13 protein-coding genes and 1 rRNA gene are annotated in these 17828 nt (G+C 73.0%); 6 read left to right on the forward strand and 8 right to left on the reverse strand.

Features of this window, described 5'->3' with window-relative positions; translation table 11 throughout:
• A 5S ribosomal RNA gene (gene rrf, locus ABZW30_RS15905) occupies positions 1-91 on the forward strand; the annotation flags it as partial.
• A 51-nt stretch (positions 92-142) separates the two neighbouring features.
• Here rrf and ABZW30_RS15910 read toward each other — a convergent pair.
• Together ABZW30_RS15910 and ABZW30_RS15915 are read right to left on the reverse strand one after the other, a co-directional pair.
• The gene (locus ABZW30_RS15910; protein WP_355671681.1) at positions 143-604 is read right to left on the reverse strand and encodes a GNAT family N-acetyltransferase; all 462 of its coding nucleotides are present in this window, start codon (positions 602-604) and stop codon (positions 143-145) included.
• A 100-nt stretch (positions 605-704) separates the two neighbouring features.
• Positions 705-1496, reverse strand: a complete 792-nt coding sequence (locus ABZW30_RS15915) for a VOC family protein (protein ID WP_355671682.1) — start codon at positions 1494-1496, stop codon at positions 705-707.
• Between the two features lie 207 nt (positions 1497-1703).
• Between ABZW30_RS15915 and ABZW30_RS15920 the strand changes: the two genes are divergently transcribed.
• The 3 genes from ABZW30_RS15920 (at position 1704) to ABZW30_RS15930 (ending at position 6723) form a co-directional block, all read left to right on the forward strand.
• Complete coding sequence (locus ABZW30_RS15920) at positions 1704-3947, forward strand: ATP-dependent RecD-like DNA helicase (protein WP_355671683.1); 2244 nt, start codon at positions 1704-1706, stop codon at positions 3945-3947.
• A gap of 225 nt (positions 3948-4172) precedes the next feature.
• Positions 4173-5462 (forward strand): citrate synthase, encoded by a 1290-nt coding sequence (locus ABZW30_RS15925; RefSeq protein WP_355671684.1) that lies wholly within the window; start codon positions 4173-4175, stop codon positions 5460-5462.
• A 541-nt stretch (positions 5463-6003) separates the two neighbouring features.
• Entirely contained in the window at positions 6004-6723 is a 720-nt protein-coding gene (locus tag ABZW30_RS15930) for an SDR family oxidoreductase (protein WP_355671685.1), read from the forward strand.
• A gap of 176 nt (positions 6724-6899) precedes the next feature.
• On the opposite strand, the gene ABZW30_RS15935 is transcribed toward ABZW30_RS15930, so the two are convergent.
• From ABZW30_RS15935 to dhaK, 4 genes are all read right to left on the reverse strand, one after another.
• Positions 6900-9170, reverse strand: a complete 2271-nt coding sequence (locus ABZW30_RS15935; RefSeq protein WP_355671686.1) for a heavy metal translocating P-type ATPase — start codon at positions 9168-9170, stop codon at positions 6900-6902.
• 69 nt (positions 9171-9239) lie between these two features.
• Positions 9240-9458, reverse strand: a complete 219-nt coding sequence (locus tag ABZW30_RS15940) for a cation transporter (protein WP_355671687.1) — start codon at positions 9456-9458, stop codon at positions 9240-9242.
• 727 nt (positions 9459-10185) lie between these two features.
• Positions 10186-10827, reverse strand: a complete 642-nt coding sequence (gene dhaL, locus ABZW30_RS15945) for a dihydroxyacetone kinase subunit DhaL (protein ID WP_355671688.1) — start codon at positions 10825-10827, stop codon at positions 10186-10188.
• A 19-nt stretch (positions 10828-10846) separates the two neighbouring features.
• Positions 10847-11842, reverse strand: a complete 996-nt coding sequence (dhaK, locus tag ABZW30_RS15950) for a dihydroxyacetone kinase subunit DhaK (RefSeq protein WP_355671689.1) — start codon at positions 11840-11842, stop codon at positions 10847-10849.
• Between the two features lie 167 nt (positions 11843-12009).
• Between dhaK and dhaM the strand changes: the two genes are divergently transcribed.
• The gene (dhaM, locus tag ABZW30_RS15955; RefSeq protein WP_355671690.1) at positions 12010-12402 is read left to right on the forward strand and encodes a dihydroxyacetone kinase phosphoryl donor subunit DhaM; all 393 of its coding nucleotides are present in this window, start codon (positions 12010-12012) and stop codon (positions 12400-12402) included.
• Between the two features lie 18 nt (positions 12403-12420).
• On the opposite strand, the gene ABZW30_RS15960 is transcribed toward dhaM, so the two are convergent.
• On the reverse strand, positions 12421-14148 hold the full coding sequence (locus ABZW30_RS15960) for a bifunctional 3'-5' exonuclease/DNA polymerase (protein ID WP_355671691.1): 1728 nt from the start codon (positions 14146-14148) through the stop codon (positions 12421-12423).
• A gap of 168 nt (positions 14149-14316) precedes the next feature.
• Here ABZW30_RS15960 and ABZW30_RS15965 point away from each other — a divergent pair, with 168 nt between their 5' ends.
• A complete protein-coding gene (locus ABZW30_RS15965) occupies positions 14317-16341 on the forward strand; it encodes a M3 family metallopeptidase (protein ID WP_355671692.1) in 2025 nt (674 codons plus the stop codon).
• On the opposite strand, the gene ABZW30_RS15970 is transcribed toward ABZW30_RS15965, so the two are convergent.
• Positions 16342-17793, reverse strand: a complete 1452-nt coding sequence (locus tag ABZW30_RS15970; RefSeq protein ID WP_355671693.1) for a cellulase family glycosylhydrolase — start codon at positions 17791-17793, stop codon at positions 16342-16344.
• Between the last annotated feature and the right edge of the window lie 35 nt (positions 17794-17828).

Raw genomic sequence — 17828 nt, forward strand, 5'->3', positions numbered from 1 at the left:
GCCCGGTTACATTCCGAACCCGGAAGCTAAGCCTCACAGCGCCGATGGTACTGCAGGGGGGACCCTGTGGGAGAGTAGGACGCCGCCGAACAATTCTTCAGAAAAGGCCCACCCGGCTTACCGGGTGGGCCTTTTCGCATTTTCAGAGCTTGAGCTTGAATCCGACGTGCGAGGCCACGAAACCGAGTCGCTCGTAGAAGCGGTGCGCATCCGTGCGCGTCGCGTCCGACGTGAGCTGGACGAGGTCGGCACCCAGTTCGCGGGAGCGCTCGACGGCCCACTCGATCAGCTCGGTGCCGAGTCCGCTGCCGCGTTCGTCGGCGTGGATGCGGACGGCCTCGATGATCGTGCGGGTGGAGCCCGTCCGGGAGAGGCCCGGGACCACCGTGAGCTGCAGGGTGCCGACGACGCGGCCGGCGCGTTCGGCCACCACCAGGTGCTGGTGCGGGTCGCCGTCGATGCGGGCGAAGGCGGTGCGGTACGGGGTGAGGTCGTCGGGGCTCTCGCGGGTGGCGCCCAGCGGGTCGTCGGCGAGCATGGCCACGACCGCCGGCAGATCGGCCTCGTCGGCCCGTCGAATCGTCAGAACAGCCGTTTCAGTCATGATCAGAGACTAGAGCGCCCTGGCTTCCCGCACCCGCCCTATCTACGCCCGTAGCACCCCTTCACGGCCCTTCTGAGGGGTAATGCGCGGTAATGCGGAGTCACTCCCCGGGCTTGGCGCTCGTGATGACGGCGAAGACGGCTCCGTGCGGGTCGAGCAGCTGGGCGAGCCGGCCGACGCCGTGCACGTCCGTCGCGGGGATCCGCACCTTCGCGCCGAGCGTTTCGGCGATGGCGAGGCTGGCGTCGACGTTGGGGACCTCGAAGTAGGGGAGCCAGTGCGAGCCGGTGCCGCGGGCGGTCTGTTCGGGGCCGAGCTGCATGATGCCGCCGTGGGCGTCCTCGGTGCCGCCGCCGGCCGGGGTGAGGACGGTGTAGAGCGCCTCGCCGAACGGGACGTCCTGTTCCTGCCAGCCGAAGACCGCTCGGTAGAAGGCCTTCGCACACTCGGCGTCGATGCTGTAGCACTCGGCCCAGCAGAGGCTGCCCTCGTCGTTGACGAGGTCCAGGCCGCGGGTGTCGTGCGGCTGCCAGACCGCGAAGTCGGCGCCGGTCGGGTCGGTGTAGCCGGCCATCCGGCCTGCCGTGAAGACGTCGAAGGGGGCGAACCGGACGCGGCCGCCGGCCTGTTCGACGAGTTCGGTGGTGCCGTCGGCGTCGGGGGTGGCGAAGTAGAGGGTCCAGCCGGGCAGGGAGCCCTCCTCGACGAGCGGGCCGAGGGCGGCGACCGTGCGGCCGTCGAGTTGGAAGAAGCCGTAGCCGCCGGCCTCGGGGCCGGCCGAGTCGAAGGACCAGCCGAACAGGGCGGTGTAGAAGTCGACGGAGGCCCGGGTGTCGGGGCTGCTCAGGTCGAGCCAGTCCGGGGAGCCGGGGTGGTAGTCGGTGTTGAGCATGGCGGCACTGCTCCTCGGACGGGGCCCGTGCGGGCGCGGGCGCGGTCGAGACCCCCTGGACTTTCCAGCCTGGCACCCCGGAGGGGGCGGTGCACGGCGGGCTGCCGCCGGGTTCCCGGGACTTTCCCGGGTTCCGGGGTTGTCGGCGAGGAGCGGTACGGTGCGTAACGGAAGGGTCCACCCGTACCGGTCGAAGAGGGGGCTCCGGTGGGCAAGCAGCCGCAGTCGGGGCAGCAGACGCAGCAGGTGCCGCGCCAGTTGGCGCAGGTCGAGGGCGTGCTGGAGCGGATCACCTACTCCAATGAGGAGACCGGCTACACCGTGGCCCGGGTGGACACCGGCCGGGGCGGGAACGACCTGCTGACCGTGGTGGGCGCGCTGCTGGGGGCGCAGGTCGGGGAGTCGCTGCGGCTGCACGGGCGGTGGGGCTCGCACCCGCAGTACGGGCGGCAGTTCATGGTGGAGAACTACACGACGGTGCTGCCGGCCACCGTGCAGGGCATCCAGCGCTACCTGGGCTCGGGGTTGATCAAGGGCATCGGGCCGCGGTTCGCCGAGCGGATCGTGGAGCGCTTCGGGGCGGACACCCTGGAGGTGATCGAGAACGAGCCGGGCCGGCTGATCGAGGTGCCGGGGCTGGGGCCGAAGCGGACCAAGAAGATCGCGGCGGCCTGGGAGGAACAGAAGGCCATCAAGGAGGTGATGGTCTTCCTGCAGGGGGTCGGGGTGTCGACCTCACTGGCGGTGCGGATCTACAAGCAGTACGGCGACGCCTCGATCGGGGTGGTGAAGAACGAGCCGTACAAGCTGGCGGCGGACGTCTGGGGCATCGGCTTCCTGACGGCGGACCGGATCGCCCAGGCGGTGGGCATTCCGCACGACAGCCCGGAGCGGGTGAAGGCGGGGCTGCAGTACGCGCTGTCGCAGAGCAGCGACCAGGGGCACTGCTACCTGCCGGAGGAGCGGCTGATCGCGGACGGCGTGAAGCTGCTGCAGGTGGACGTGGGGCTGGTGATCGACTGCCTGGCCGAGCTGGTCGCGGCCGAGGGGGTGGTGCGCGAGACGGTGCCGGGCGACGCGGGTGAGCCGATCACCGCCGTCTACCTGGTGCCGTTCCACCGGGCGGAGATCTCGCTGGCCAATCAGCTGCTGCGGCTGCTGCGTTCGGACTCGGACCGGATGCCGTGGTTCGGACGCGTCGACTGGCCGGTGGCGCTGGAGTGGCTGGCGAAGCGAACGGGGGCGGAGCTGGCGCCGGAGCAGGAGCAGTCGGTGCGGTTGGCGCTGACGCAGAAGGTCGCGGTGCTGACGGGTGGTCCGGGTTGCGGCAAGTCGTTCACGGTGAAGTCGATCGTGACGCTGGCGCTGGCCAAGCGGGCGAAGGTGGTGCTGGCGGCGCCGACCGGGCGGGCGGCGAAGCGGCTGTCGGAGCTGACCGGGGTGGAGGCCTCGACGGTGCACCGGCTGCTGGAGCTGAAGCCGGGCGGGGACGCCGCGTACGACCGGGACCGGCCGCTGGACGCCGACCTGGTGGTGGTGGACGAGGCCTCGATGCTGGACCTGATCCTGGCGAACAAGCTGGTCAAGGCGGTGCCGATGGGCGCTCACCTGCTGTTCGTGGGGGACGTGGACCAGCTGCCCTCGGTGGGCGCCGGGGAGGTGCTGCGGGACCTGCTGGCCGAGGACGGGCCGGTCCCGTCGGTGCGGCTGACCAGGATCTTCCGGCAGGCGCAGCAGTCGGGCGTGGTGAGCAACGCGCACCGGATCAACGAGGGGAAGCCGCCCCTGACGGAAGGTCTGGCGGACTTCTTCCTGTTCGTGGAGGACGACGCGGAGCGGGCGGCCGGGCTGACGGTGGACGTCGTGGCGCGCCGGATCCCGCAGAAGTTCGGCTTCGACCCGCGCCGGGACGTCCAGGTGCTGGCGCCGATGCACCGGGGCCCGGCCGGGGCGGGGAACCTGAACACGCTGCTGCAGGCGGCGGTGACGCCGGCCCGGGAGGGGCTGGCGGAGCGGCGCTTCGGCGGGCGGACGTTCCGGGTGGGGGACAAGGTCACCCAGATCCGCAACAACTATGACAAGGGGCGGAACGGTGTCTTCAACGGCACAGTGGGAGTGGTGACCGCCCTCAGTGCGGACGACCAGCGGCTGACGGTCGTCACCGACGAGGACGAGGAGGTGGCGTACGACTTCGACGAACTGGACGAGCTGGCCCACGCGTACGCGGTGACGATCCACCGCTCGCAGGGTAGCGAGTATCCGGTGGTGGTGATTCCGGTCACTATGTCCGCTTGGACGATGCTCCAGCGAAATCTGCTCTACACCGCGGTGACCAGGGCTAGAAAACTCGTGGTGCTGGTCGGGTCACGGAAGGCGATCGCGCAGGCCGTACGGGCCGTCAGCGCAGGTCGGCGGCATGCCGCGCTCGATCATCGGCTTGCTTCTGGATGATTATCCAGCAGGATGGTTGCCTCTAAGGTTCTCTTGACGTGAAGAGATTTACGGCAGAGCCTAGGGTGGTGCCGATCTTGTCCGGTTCGTACCGGCTGCGGCGGCAGGTTTTGTAGGGGCGGGCCCTTCCGGGCCACCCCGGGTGCGCGACTGTCCTCCGGATGGGGGATCGTGGAGACAGTCAGGGCACCTTGGAAGAGGATTCATTTCGTCGGTGAGGAAGACGTGAGCGACAACTCGGTAGTACTGCGGTACCAGGACGGCGAGTACGAGTACCCCGTCGTCGAGAGCACTGCGGGCAACTCCGGCTTCGACATCTCGAAGCTGCTCCCGCAGACCGGCCTGGTCACCCTGGACAACGGCTTCGGTAACACCGCTGCGTACAAGTCCGCGATCACCTTCGTGGACGGCGACAACGGCATCCTTCGGTACCGCGGCTACCCGATCGAGCAGCTCGCAGCGCAGGGCGGCTTCATCGAGACCGCGTACCTCCTGATCAACGGCGAGCTGCCCACCGCGGACCAGCTGGCGGTCTTCAACCGCGAGATCACCCAGCACACGCTGCTGCACGAGGACGTCAAGCGCTTCTTCCAGGGCTTCCCGCGGGACGCCCACCCGATGGCCATGCTGTCCTCGGTGGTCGGCGCGCTCTCCACGTTCTACCCGGAGAGCCACAACCCCTTCGACGCGGCCCAGCGCCACCTGTCGACCGTCCGCCTGCTGGCCAAGCTGCCGACGATCGCCGCGTACGCGTACAAGAAGGCGATGGGCCAGCCCTTCGTCTACCCGCGCAACGACCTGAGCTACGTCGAGAACCTCCTGCGGATGACCTTCGCGGTCCCCGCCGAGGACTACGAGCTCAACCCGGTCGTCGTCAACGCGCTGGACAAGCTGCTCATCCTGCACGCGGACCACGAGCAGAACTGCTCGACCTCCACCGTGCGTCTGGTCGGCTCCAGCCACGCCAACCTGTTCGCCTCGATCTCGGCCGGTATCTCGGCCCTGTGGGGCCCGCTGCACGGCGGCGCCAACCAGGCCGTGCTGGAGATGCTGGAGAGCATCCAGAAGGACGGCGGCGACGTCGACGCCTTCATCACGAAGGTGAAGAACAAGGAAGCCGGCGTCAAGCTGATGGGCTTCGGTCACCGGGTCTACAAGGCCTTCGACCCGCGCGCCGCCCAGGTCAAGCTGCTCGCGCACGAGGTCCTCGGCCAGCTCGGCAAGAGCGACGAGCTGCTGGAGATCGCGCTCAAGCTGGAGGAGCACGCCCTCAAGGACGACTTCTTCATCTCGCGCAAGCTGTACCCGAACGTGGACTTCTACACCGGCCTGATCTACCGCGCCATGGGCTTCCCGACCAGTATGTTCACCGTGCTGTTCGCCCTCGGCCGGCTGCCGGGCTGGATCGCCCACTGGCACGAGATGATCAACGACCCGACCAGCCGCATCGGCCGTCCGCGTCAGATCTACACCGGCACCGCGATCCGCGACTACGTCGAGCTCGACCAGCGCTGACGCGCCGCGGGTGAGACGGAGAGGGGCCCGGCCGCTGCTGAGCGGCCGGGCCCCTTCGCCGTCCCCGCGCCCCGGACCCGGAAGGCCCGCGCGGGGACGGAACCGTACAGCGCACGACTCCGGGGCCGGCCGCAGTCGGGGACGGCCGCTCAAAGCGTCCCTGACCCGCCGCAACCCCGGCGCCGTGCGCGAAGGCCGTCGAGACCGACGACCGTTCCCGGGGCCCGCCGGAGCCCCGTCGGCGACAGCCGCTGGATGAGGGACGCGTTGCCGTTGATCACGCCCCGGCCCATCGGAAAAACTGCCGCACTACCAACCTAAGACGTATCAGGGTGCGAGAAGTTACGCCCGGGAGGTGTGAGCTGCCTCTCGCCACGCTCCGTAGGCGCGCCGTTCCGCGCTCATATCACACCTTCCCTCGCGCCCGACGTCACCCTCCCCGCAGTCACGGCAACCGAGCGTGATAGGAATCGTGGCATTCCGGTACGGACCGTCGCGCACCCTTGCAGCGCGGTGGCGGAACTGGGGAGGGAGTGCGCAGATGGCCAGGAACGTCGTCGTCACCGGTGGTGGCACGGGAATCGGGTACGAAGTCGCGCGGCGGTTCGCCGAGGCGGGCGAGCACGTGGTGATCGTCGGTCGGCGCCGTGAGGTCCTGGAGAAGGCCGCGGCCGACCTCGGACCGAACGTCACCCCGCTGGTGTGCGACCTCGCCGACCCGGACGCGGTGGAGGCCGCGCTCCACGACCTGCCCGAGCGGATCGACGTGCTGGTGAACAACGCCGGCAGCCGGGAGACCGTGGTCGGCGGTGGGCCGCACGCCCTGCTGGCCCGTTGGCGCGGCGACTTCGAGCGCAATGTGCTGACCGTGGTGCTGCTGACCGAGTCGATCCGGGACCGGCTCGCCCCCGGCTCCGGCCGGGTGGTCACCATCAGCTCCATCGCCGCCCTGCGCGGGGCCGGTTCGTACGGCGCCGCGAAGGCCTCGCTGCACGCCTGGAACCACTTCCTGGCGGCCCAGTTGGGGACCTCGGGGATCACCGCCAACATCGTCGCGCCGGGGACGGTCAGCGGCACCGAGTTCTTCGGACCGCGGCTGGACGAGGCCGAGGTGGCCCGCCGGGCGGCGCGCACACTGCTCGGCCGGATCGGCGAGACCGGTGAGGTCGCGGCGGCGGTGCACTTCCTCGCCTCCCCGGAGGCCGGGTTCATCACCGGCGAGATCCTGCACTGCAACGGCGGCGAGCTGCTGGGGCGCTGAGGCGTGAGTGAACGCGGTGAGCGAACCGTCGAGAGGTGCGCGGGCGTGTGAGTGAGCGAAGCGAGGGCGCCGTCGAGAGGTGCGCGTGGGCGAATGCCCCTGCCGAGCGGAGCGAGGCGGGCGCGTGAGCAGGGGCCCGGACCGGTGCCGGTCCGGGCCTCTCGCGCTGCCCGGTCTCAGGCGGGCTGGAAACGGCGCAGCCGGAGGCTGTTGCTGACCACGAAGACCGAGGAGAAGGCCATCGCGGCCCCGGCGATCATCGGGTTGAGCAGTCCGGCGGCGGCCAGCGGGATCGCCGCCACGTTGTAGCCGAACGCCCAGAACAGGTTGCCCCTGATGGTGCCGAGGGTGCGGCGGGAGAGCCGGATGGCGTCCGCCGCGGCCAGCAGGTCGCCGCGGACCAGGGTCAGGTCGCCCGCCTCGATGGCGGCGTCGGTGCCGGTGCCCATCGCCAGGCCGAGGTCGGCCTGGGCGAGCGCGGCCGCGTCGTTGACGCCGTCGCCGACCATCGCCACGACCTTGCCCTCGGCCTGCAGCCGCTTGACGGTGTCCACCTTGTCCGCGGGGAGCACCTCGGCGATCACGTCCCGCGGGTCGATGCCGACCTCGGCGGCCACCGCCTCGGCCACCGCCCGGTTGTCGCCGGTCAGCAGGACCGGGCGCAGGCCGAGCGCCCGCAGCCGGGCGATCGCCTCGGCGCTGGTCGGCTTGACCGCGTCCGCCACCTCCAGCACCGCCCGTGCCTCACCGTCCCAGCCGACCGCGATCGCGGTGCGGCCGGCCGCCTCGGCCCCGGCCTTGGCGCGGGCCAGGACGGGCGTCAGGTGCTGCGCGCGGTCGGCCAGCAGGGCCTCGTGCCCGGCCAGCACGGTGCGGCCGTCCACGACACCCTCCACGCCCCGCCCGGGCACGTTGCGGAAGCCCTCGACGGGCGGCAGTCCGCCGGTGCGCTCGGCGGCGGCATCGGCGACGGCGCGGGCGATCGGGTGTTCGGAGGCGCGCTCCACGGCCCCGGCCAGGCGCAGCGCCTCGGTCTCGGTGACGCCGTCCACGGTGTGTACGGCGACCAGGGCCATCCGGCCGGTGGTGACGGTGCCGGTCTTGTCCAGTACGACGGTGTCGACCCGTCGGGTGGTCTCCAGCACCTCGGGGCCCTTGATCAGGATGCCGAGCTGGGCGCCGCGGCCGGTGCCGACCAGCAGTGCGGTCGGGGTGGCCAGGCCCAGGGCGCACGGGCAGGCGATGATCAGCACGGCCACGGCGGCGGTGAACGCCGCGGTGGGGTTGCTGGTGGCCAGCAGCCGGCCGACCAGGGTGGCGAGCGCGATCAGGATGACCACCGGGACGAAGACGGCGGAGATCCGGTCGGCCAGGCGCTGGGCGGCGGCCTTGCCGTTCTGGGCCTCCTCGACCAGCTTGGCCATCCGGGCCAGCTGGGTGTCCGCGCCGACCCGGGTGGCCTCGACCACCAGGCGGCCGCCCGCGTTGACGGTGGCGCCGGTGACGGTGTCACCGACGGCGACCTCGACCGGGACGGACTCGCCGGTGAGCATCGAGGCGTCCACGGCGGAGCCGCCCTCGACCACGACGCCGTCGGTGGCGATCTTCTCGCCGGGGCGCACCACGAAGCGCATGCCGACCGCCAACCGGTCCACCGGCATCCGGATTTCGCGCTCCTCCTGGAGGACGGCGACGTCCTTGGCGCCGAGGTCGAGCAGGGCGTGCAGGGCGGCGCCGGCCCGGCGCTTGGAGCGGGCCTCCAGGTAGCGGCCGAGCAGGATCAGCACTGTGACGGCGGCCGCGGTCTCCAGGTAGAGGGTGGAGGAGGCGTCGGTGTCGGCGATCGGGAACGAGAAGTCGTGGCGCATCCCCGGCATGCCGGCGTGGCCCCAGAACAGCGCCCAGAAGGACCAGCCGAAGGCGGCCAGGGTGCCGAGCGAGACCAGGGTGTCCATGGTCGCGGCGCCGTGCCTGAGGTTGGTCCAGGCGGCGCGGTGGAAGGGCAGGCCGCCGTGGACCACGACCGGGCCGGTGAGCGCGAAGGCCAGCCACTGCCAGTTGGTGAACTGCAGGGCGGGGACCATCGACAGCAGGACCACCGGGACGCTGAGCACGGTGCCGATCAGCAGCCGGTCGCGCAGGGGGTCGGCGGCGGGCTGCTCGGGGGCGGCGGTGGCGCCGGCCGGCTCGGGGGCGGCCGGGGCCGGGGGCGGCGGGAGCTCGGCGGTGTAGCCGGTCCGCTCCACGGTGGCGATCAGGTCCTCGACCGAGACGCCGGGGTCGAAGTCGACCCGGGCCTTCTCGGTGGCGAAGTTGACGGTGGCCTCGACGCCGTCCATCCGGTTGAGCTTCTTCTCGATCCGGGCCGCGCAGGAGGCGCAGGTCATCCCGCCGATCGACAGCTCGACCCGGTCCCGGGCCCCGATATCCGGGGCGGACGTGCTCATTGCGGATCAGCTCCTTGGTGGGGGCGTACGGCGGGGTCGCTGTGCCGGGCCCCGCCGTACCGTGGCGGCTCAGGCGCTGTGGCCGACCAGTTCGTAGCCGGCCTCGTCGATGGCGGCGCGGACCTGCTCCTCGTCCAACGGGGCGGCGGAGGAGACCGTCACGGTACCGGCCTGGGCGTCGGCGGCGACCTCGGTGACACCGGTCAGCGCGGAGATCTCCTCGCTGATCGCCTTCTCGCAGTGGCCGCAGCTCATGCCGGACACGGTGTAGGTGATGGTGCTGGACATCGGGGCCTCCGGAGGGTCGGTGCGGGTTCTCGCGCGGTGCGGTTTCCGTCTCTGGCAACACCATACCCCTCAGGGGTATTTCCCGAGGGGGCGGGTGAGGTGGATCGCATCGTAGGTGACGGGGGTGGTCGGGCCGGGGAGGAGGGGTGCCGGGCCGGGATCGGTGTGGTGGGCTCGCGTCGGAGGCCGGAGGCCGGTGGCCGCCCGGGCCGGGAACGCGCCTCCGGCGGGGCGGGGCGGGACGGTTCGGTGCCGTGATCGTCCCTTATGTTCGATATGTTTTTCCGATCCGCCGCGCCCACTCGCCCTCGGTACCCACCGCCGCCGGACTGCCGCCGCACCCGGGGGCAGCCGTTCGGGGCGGAGGACGTGCCGGTGCTCTGCGCGGACGGGGTGATCGAGGCGTGGCACCGCAGGAGCTGGGAGTTCCATCCGCCGGCGGAGCGGGTCGGGCCGCTGGTACGGGGCGCCGCGCGGCCTCGGCGGGGGACCCGGAGGCGGCGGTGGGGCGGGTGTACGCGGATCTGCCGGTGCACACGGGTGGGGATCTGCGGGATGCCGCGCTGTTGTCGCTGATCACACGGACGGATTGACGGGCCTGGGGGCAGGGGCCGTGGGATGGCTCGGCGCGGCTCGGGAGGCTTCCGCCTCGTGCGGTTCCCGCGCTCCTTCCGGGGCCCGGGGAACCGCACGAGGGGGGAACAGGGGGAGGGGGCGGCGGCGGGACTCAGCCGGCGGTGACGTCGGCGAGGGTGCGGAAGAGGAGGGCGGTGGAGGTGGCGCCCGGGTCCTGGTGGCCGATGCTGCGTTCGCCGAGGTAGGAGGCGCGGCCCTTGCGGGCCTGGAGCGGGACGGTGTCGCGGGCGCCCTGGTCGGCGGCCTCGGCGGCGGCCGCCGCCGCTTCGGGGAGGGCGGCGCCGGTGGCGGCCGCGTGGCGGAAGGCGGCGACGGCCGGGGTCCAGGCGTCGACGATGGTCTTGTCGCCGGGCCGGGCCTTGCCGAGGGTGCGGATCGCGTCCAGGCCGGCGGACAGGGCCTCGGCGACGGTGGCCGGGTCGGCGGGCTCGGGCAGAGCGGCGCCGACGGCGCGGAAGGCCTTGCCGTAGAGCGGGCCGGAGGCGCCGCCGACCTTGGAGATGAGGGTGGTGCCGGTCTTGGTCAGGACGGCGCCGGGGCCGGCCGGCTGGAGGTCGTCCAGGGCGGTCAGGGCGGCGGTGAAGCCGCGCTGGAGGTTGCTGCCGTGGTCGCCGTCGCCGATCGCGGAGTCGAGTTCGGTGAGCCGGGCCTGCTCCTTCTCGACGGCCGCGGCGATCGCGCGGATCCAGGCCTCAGCCAGGGAGAAATCGAACAGCGGGGTGTCGAAGTCCATCGGGTCTCCTTCGAACGACTCAGGACCGCTTGAGGGCGGGGGTGTCGACCGGGGCGTCCCAGAGTTCCAGCAGCTGGGCGTCGGCCTTGGTGAGGGTGAGTGAGAAACCCGCCATGTCCAGGCTGGTGACGTAGTTGCCGACCAGGCTGCGGGCCACCGTGATGCCGTGTTCGGCGAGCCGGGCGGCGACCTCGCCGTAGACCACGTACAGCTCCAGCAGCGGTGTCGCGCCGAGGCCGTTCAGCAGGGCGATCACCTTGTCGCCCGGTGTCAGGTGGTGGTCGGCGAGGATGGTCTCGACCACCTCGGCGGCCAGTTCGCGGGCCGGGCGGAGCTTCTCGCGGCGGCGGCCGGGCTCGCCGTGGATGCCCACGCCGACCTCGATCTCGTCCTCGGGGAGGTCGAAGCCGGGCTTGCCGGCGGCCGGGACGGTGGCGGCGGTGAGCGCGATCGCGAAGGAGCGGGAGGCGGCGTTGACCCGCTCGCCCAGGGCGGCCACCTCGTCGAGGGTGGCGCCGCGCTCGGCCAGTGCGCCGGCGGTCTTCTCGACCAGGACGGTCGCGCCGGTGCCCCGGCGGCCGGCCGTCCAGGTGGAGTCCTCGACCGCGACGTCGTCGTTGACCAGGACGGTGCGGACCTCCAGGCCCTCCTCGGCGGCGAGTTCGGCGGCGAGCTCGAAGTTCATCACGTCGCCGGTGTAGTTCTTCACGACGAAGACCACCCCGGCGCCGTTCTCCACCGCCTTGGCGGCGGCCAGCATCTGGTCCGGGACGGGCGAGGTGAACACCTCGCCGGGGCAGGCGGCGTCGAGCATGCCGGGGCCGACGAAGCCGCCGTGCAACGGCTCGTGGCCGGATCCGCCGCCGGAGATCAGCGCGACCTTGGGGCCGGCCGGGCGGGCGGCCCGGGTGATCACCCGGTTGGGGACGTCCACCGTCAGCTCGGGGTGGGCGGCGGCGACTCCGGCCAGCGCGTCCTCCAGGACGCTCTCCGGGGTGTTGATCAGCTTCTTCAACGCTCTTCGCTCCCTTGGGTGACCTGGGTGACCTGGGTGGGGCCGCTACGGCTGCGGACGCTGGTGGACCCGACGCTACGCCAGACGGGGGTGCCGGGCACGGGGTGCGACACGCGCGATTCGGTCACTCTCCCGGAGCAGCGGGATGGGGCCGTAGGGTCGCAGACATGAGCGAACACGTGGGCATTGTTCTGGTTTCGCACAGCGCCAAGCTGGCCGACGGGCTGCGCGAGCTGCTCGGCGAGCTCGCCCCGGACGGCGTGCGGGTGGTGGTCGCGGCCGGGACGGAGGACGGCGGGCTCGGTACCAGCTACGAGCTGATCGCCGGGGCGATCGCGGAGGCGGACGGCGGGGCCGGCGTGGTCGTGCTGCCGGACCTCGGCAGTTCGGTGCTCACCGCCGTGACCGTGCTGGAGGACGAGCCGCGCCCCGGCGTGAAGCTGGTGGACGCGCCGTTCGTGGAGGGCGCGGTGGCGGCCGCCGTCACCGCCTCGACCGGGGCGGGGCTGGCCGAGGTGGTCGCGGCGGCCGAGGACGCGCGCACGTTCCGGAAGATCTGAGCCCGGAAGCCGCAGTGGCTACTTGGCGTCCGCGTAGCAGTCCACCACCGCCGTGCTGAGCGGGAACCGCACCGGGGTGTCGCCGAACACCAGCCGCCGGGCCTCGTCGGCGGCCTCGGTGACGGCGGCGGCCACCCCGTCGGCCAGGTTGGCCGGGGTGTGCACGATCACCTCGTCGTGCTGGAAGAACACCAGGTGCGGGCGGTCCGCCGGGTCGGCCACCGGCAGTTCGCCCAGCCGTCGGCGAAGCGCGGCGAGCAGGGCGAGCGCCCAGTCGGCGGCGCTGGCCTGGATGACGAAGTTGCGGGTGAACCGGCCGCGGGCGCGGGCGGTGCGGCCGCCCGCCTCGCCGGCGGTGTCGGCCTCGGTGAGGTCGAGGAAGTCGGCGGAGGCGGGCGGGCAGACCCGGCCGAGCCGGGAGGTGACCACGCCGCCGTCCTCCCCGGTGCGGGCGGCGGCCTCGACGTAGCCCATCGCGGCGGGGTAGCGGCGGCGCAGGGTGTTCAGCAGCGGGCCGATGTCGCCGCTGGTCTGCCCGTACATGGCGCCGAGCAGGCCGAGCTTGGCCTTGTCCCGGTCGCCTTGGAAGGCGCTGGCGGCGAGAGCCTCGTAGAGGTCGCCGCCGGCCGCGGTGCGGGCCAGTCCGGCGTCCTGGGAGAGCGCGGCGAGCACCCGAGGCTCCAGCTGGGCGGCGTCGGCGACCACCAGCAGCCAGCCCGGGTCGGCGACCACGGCGCGGCGCAGGATGCGCGGGATCTGCAGGGCGCCGCCGCCACGGCTGGCCCAGCGGCCGGAGACCACGCCGCCGACCACGTACTCGGGCCGGAAGCGGCCGCCGCGGGCCCAGGCGTCCTGCCAGGCCCAGCCGTGGGCGACGTGGATCCGGGACAGCTCCTTGTAACGGATCAGCAGCTGGGCGGCCGGGTGGTCGATGCGCCTGAGCTCCCAGGAGCGGGTGGAGCCGAGCTGGATGCCGGCCTCGGCGAAGGCGCGCAGCACCTGGGTGTGCGAGTCGGGGTTGAAGGGCTTGGCGCCGAGGGCCTGTTGGAGTTCGACGGCGAGTTCGGCGAGCCGCCGGGGCTGGGTGCCGGGGACGGTCGGGCGCGGGCCGAGCAGCTCGGTCAGCAGGTGGTCGTGGACGTCGGCGCGCCAGGGCAGGCCGTCGTGGGCCATCTCGGCGGCCGCCAGTGCGCCGGCCGACTCGGCGGCGACCAGCAGTCGGAACCGCTGTCGGGCGGCCGGGTCGGCGATGGCGGCGATCCGGCGCTGCTGCTCGGCGTGGACGGCGACCACGGCGGCCAAGGGGTCGGCGCCGGGCGGCAGTTGCAGCCGGTCGGGGGCGAACAGGGTGTCCTGCCCGTCGTCGGCGTCGGCCAGGCCCGGCTCGGGCAGGTCGTCCGGGACGGGCAGGCCGCGTAGCCGGGACCAGGCGGCGCCGAGCGAGCGCGGCGCGCCGACGCGGCCCTCGTGGCCCAGCAGCAGGGCCTCGACCAGCCGCAGGTCGTGGCAGCGGGCGAGCCGGTCGGGCAGCCGGGGCAGCAGCGGGGCGTACCCGGAGTCGGCGGCGGCCCAGACCCAGCGCGGCCCCGGCAGACGGTCGCTCCCGGCGGCCTCCCGGGCGGCGACGGCGGCGGCGAGGTCGCGGACGGTCTCTGGCGGGCCGAGCGGCGCCCCGGCGTCGTCCAGCGGCTGGAGGCGGCCGCCGGGGCCGTGCGGGTCGGGCGCGAGGGCGGTTCTGGGGGCCACGGGGGCGTCTCCTCTCCGAGGGGCGGTCTGGCGTGCGGGTGGGGGCACGGACGTGCGGACCGGCAGGTCCGCGGTGTCGACGTTAACGGGTGGGTCCGACAACCGGGGCCTGTGTTCCGGGTCGGGGGCGTATGGGCACGCGGGGTGACACCGCGTATGGTCGGCGAAATGACCGAGAACCCGTTCTTCACGCCCAGCCCCCTGGTCTACCAACTCCCGCCCTACGCCGAGATCCGGCAGGAGCACTACCTGCCCGCCTACGAGCGCGGGATGGCCGAGCAGCTGGCCGAGATCGAGGCGATCACCGACACCCGTGCGCTGCCGACCTTCGAGAACACCCTGGTGGCGCTGGAACGCTCCGGCGAGTTGCTGAGCCGGGTGGACGCGGTGTTCCGCAACCAGTCCTCCTCGGACACCACCGACCTGCTGGACGAGGTGGAGGCGAAGGTGAGCCCGCTGCTCGCCGCCCACCACGACGCGATCCACCTGGACCAGGGGCTGTTCGCCCGGATCGAGGCGCTGTACGAGGCCCGGGCCGACCTGGAGCTGGACCCGGAGTCACTGCGGCTGCTGGAGCGCTGGTACACCGCCTTCGTCCGCTCGGGCGCCCGGCTGGGCGAGGCCGAACAGGCCCGGCTGCGCGAGCTGAACGCCGAACTGGCCGCGCTGGGCACCACGTTCCAGCAGAACGTGAACGCCGCCACCCGCGCCGCCGCGCTGGTCGTGGACTCCGCCGAGGAGCTGGCCGGGCTGTCCGAGGGCGCGATCGCCGGCGCCGCGGAGAACGCCCGGGTGCTCGGGCACGAGGGCAAGTACGTGCTGAGCCTGAAGAGCCCCTCCAACCAGCCCGAACTGGCCCAGCTCAGCGACCGTTCGGTGCGCGAGCGGCTGCTGGCCGCCTCGCTGGCCCGCGGCGTCGAGGTCAACGGTCCGTTGGCGATCCGGATGGCCGGGCTGCGCGCCGAGCGGGCCGCGCTGCTGGGGCACCCGAGCCACGCCGCGTACGTGGTGGCGGACGAGACGGCCGGGACGGTGGAGGCGGTCTCCGGCCTGCTGGCCCGGCTGGTGGAGCCGGCCGTGGCCAATGCCCGCCGGGAGGCCGCCGAGCTGGCCAAGGTGGCGGCCGCGGACGGGATCGAGGAGATCGCCGCGCACGACTGGGCGTACTACTCGGAGAAGGTCCGGCAGACCTCCTACCGGGTGGACGCGGCGGCGCTGCGCCCGTACTTCGAGCTGGAGCGGGTGCTGAAGGACGGCGTGTTCTTCGCCGCGAAGCTCGCGTACGGGCTGACCTTCACCGAGCGGCCGGAGCTGACGGCGCACCACCCGGACGCCCGGGTCTTCGAGGTGTTCGAGGAGGACGGCGCGTCGCTGGGCCTGTTCATCGGCGACTTCCACGCCCGGGCGTCCAAGCGCGGTGGCGCCTGGATGGACGAGCTGGTCGGCCAGTCCGGGCTGACCGGGCAGCGGCCGGTGGTGCTGAACAACCTCAACATCCCGCGTCCGGCGCCCGGTGAGCCGGTGCTGCTCAGCTGGGACGAGCTGCGCACGCTCTTCCACGAGTTCGGGCACGCGCTGCACGGACTGTTCTCGGACGTCACCTACCCGCTGTTCGCGGGTACGGCGGTGCCGCGGGACTTCGTGGAGTTCCCCTCGCAGGTCAACGAGATGTGGATGGTCCGCCCGGAGGTGCTGGCCAACTACGCCCGCCACCACGAGACCGGGGAGCCGCTGCCGGCCGAGCTGGTCGAGCGGATGACGGCGGCCGAGGGCTTCGGTCAGGGCTTCCGGACGGTGGAGTACCTGGCGGCGACGCTGCTGGACTGGGCCTGGCACACCCTGCCGCAGGGCCACGAGGTCGCGGACGCCGAGGAGTTCGAGGCCCGGGCGCTGGCGGAGGCCGGGATCGTGGTCCCGGCGATCCCGCCGCGCTACCGCACGCCCTACTTCCAGCACATCTTCTCCAGCGGCTACAGCGCCGGGTACTACGCGTACATCTGGTCGGAGGTGCTGGACGCGGACACCGTGCAGTGGTTCGAGACCAACGGGCGGTCGGTGCGGGAGAGCGGCGAGCTGTTCCGGCGCGAGCTGCTGGCGCGCGGCTTCAGCCGGGACCCGCTGGAGTCCTTCCGCGCGGTGGTCGGCCGGGCGCCGGAGACCGGGCCGCTGCTGGCCCGCCGGGGGCTGGCCTGATCACCGAGCTGTGAGCTCGACCGTCACCGGGGTGCCCTGGTGGGCGTGCGGGAGCCGGATCCGTACCGTTCCCGCGCGTCCGTCCGCGGGCTGCTCGACCTCGACCCGGGCGCCGGCGGGGGAGACGGCGACCCGGGCGCCGTGCGGGAAGGCGGCGGGCGGCAGCACGAGTTCGCTGGCGCGCCCGGTGCCGTCGGACGCCCAGCGGACGGTGGTGCCGGTGGTGCGGACGTCCGTGCCGGCGACGGCCACCGGGTACGGGTCGAAGGCGGGCCCGTCCCCGGGGGCGGGGTGCCCGGCGGGGTCGAGCGCGCAGTAGCCGCCGGTGCCGCGGCACCAGTACCACATGGTCCAGCCCTCGGCGAAGCCGTCCATCGCGGCGATCTGCCGGCGGACCAGCAGGGTGTTGCCCGGGGTGCGGGAGTCGGGCGGGCCCCACTCGCCGACCAGGACCGGCAGGCGGTTCGCGGTGGGGTAGCCGGTGATCGCGGCGGTGTACTGCTCGACGAAGCCGTCGGCGGGGTTCCAGTCGGCGCCGTTCTCCACCGCGGTGTCGTAGAAGTGCGGGGCGTAGCCGAGCCGGGGCGCGCCCGGGCGGGGGTCGGTGAAGCCGGGCAGCCGGGTGGGTACGCCCTGGCCGACCAGGACGGTCGGTTCGACGAACAGCCAGGCACGGGAGTCGACTCGGCGGACGGCGGCGATCAGGCGGCGGTACATGTCGGCGAGTCGGCCCTGTTCCAGGGCGGCGGAGGCGGCGGCGAGCACGGCCGGGTCGGTCGGGTCGCCGTTCACCGGGCCGAACGGCTCGTTGAACAGGTCGTAGCCCAACAGTGAGCGGTGGCCGTGCAGTTCGCGGGCGAGCCGGCTGTAGAAGTCGGTCTGCCAGGCGCGCAGGTCGGGGTCGTCGTAGAGGTGGCGGAAGGCGGCCTGGACGGCGGGTTGGAAGTAGCCGGCGAACCAGTCGTTCGGGTCGGGGGTGAAGGGCAGGCCGTCGTCGCGGGTGGCCCAGACCGGGATGCCGAAGGTGGCGCCGCCGAACTTCGGTCCGTAGACGTCCTGGTGGAAGTCGACCAGGACGAGCAGGCCCAGGCGGTCGGCCCACCCGAGGAGTTGCTGCAGCCGGTGCAGTTCGGCGGGGTCGAGCCGGCCGCGCCGGGGCTCCAGCCTGGTCCAGGAGATCGGCAGCCGGACCAGGGTGAAGCCCTGGGCGGCAAGGGACTTGAGATCGGCCTCGGTGGCCTCGGCGTACTTGTCGAGGTTGAAGCCGCGCAGCTGGAGGCGCCGGCCCCGGGCGTCGGTGAGCGCGGTGCGGCCGTCGGGGGCGGTGGCCGTCCCGGTGGGGAAGTGGTCCCGGTGCCCGCCGTGGTCGGAGGCCGAGGCCGGGGCCGGGGTGGCGGTCAGGGCGGCGGTGGCGGCGAGCAGCAGGGCAACGGCGGTGCGGCGCAGGCGCATCGGGGACCTCGCACGGCGGGGGACGGGGCCCCGAT

Origin of the sequence: Kitasatospora sp. NPDC004669, from assembly GCF_040609455.1 — a bacterium.
Classification (GTDB): domain Bacteria; phylum Actinomycetota; class Actinomycetes; order Streptomycetales; family Streptomycetaceae; genus Kitasatospora.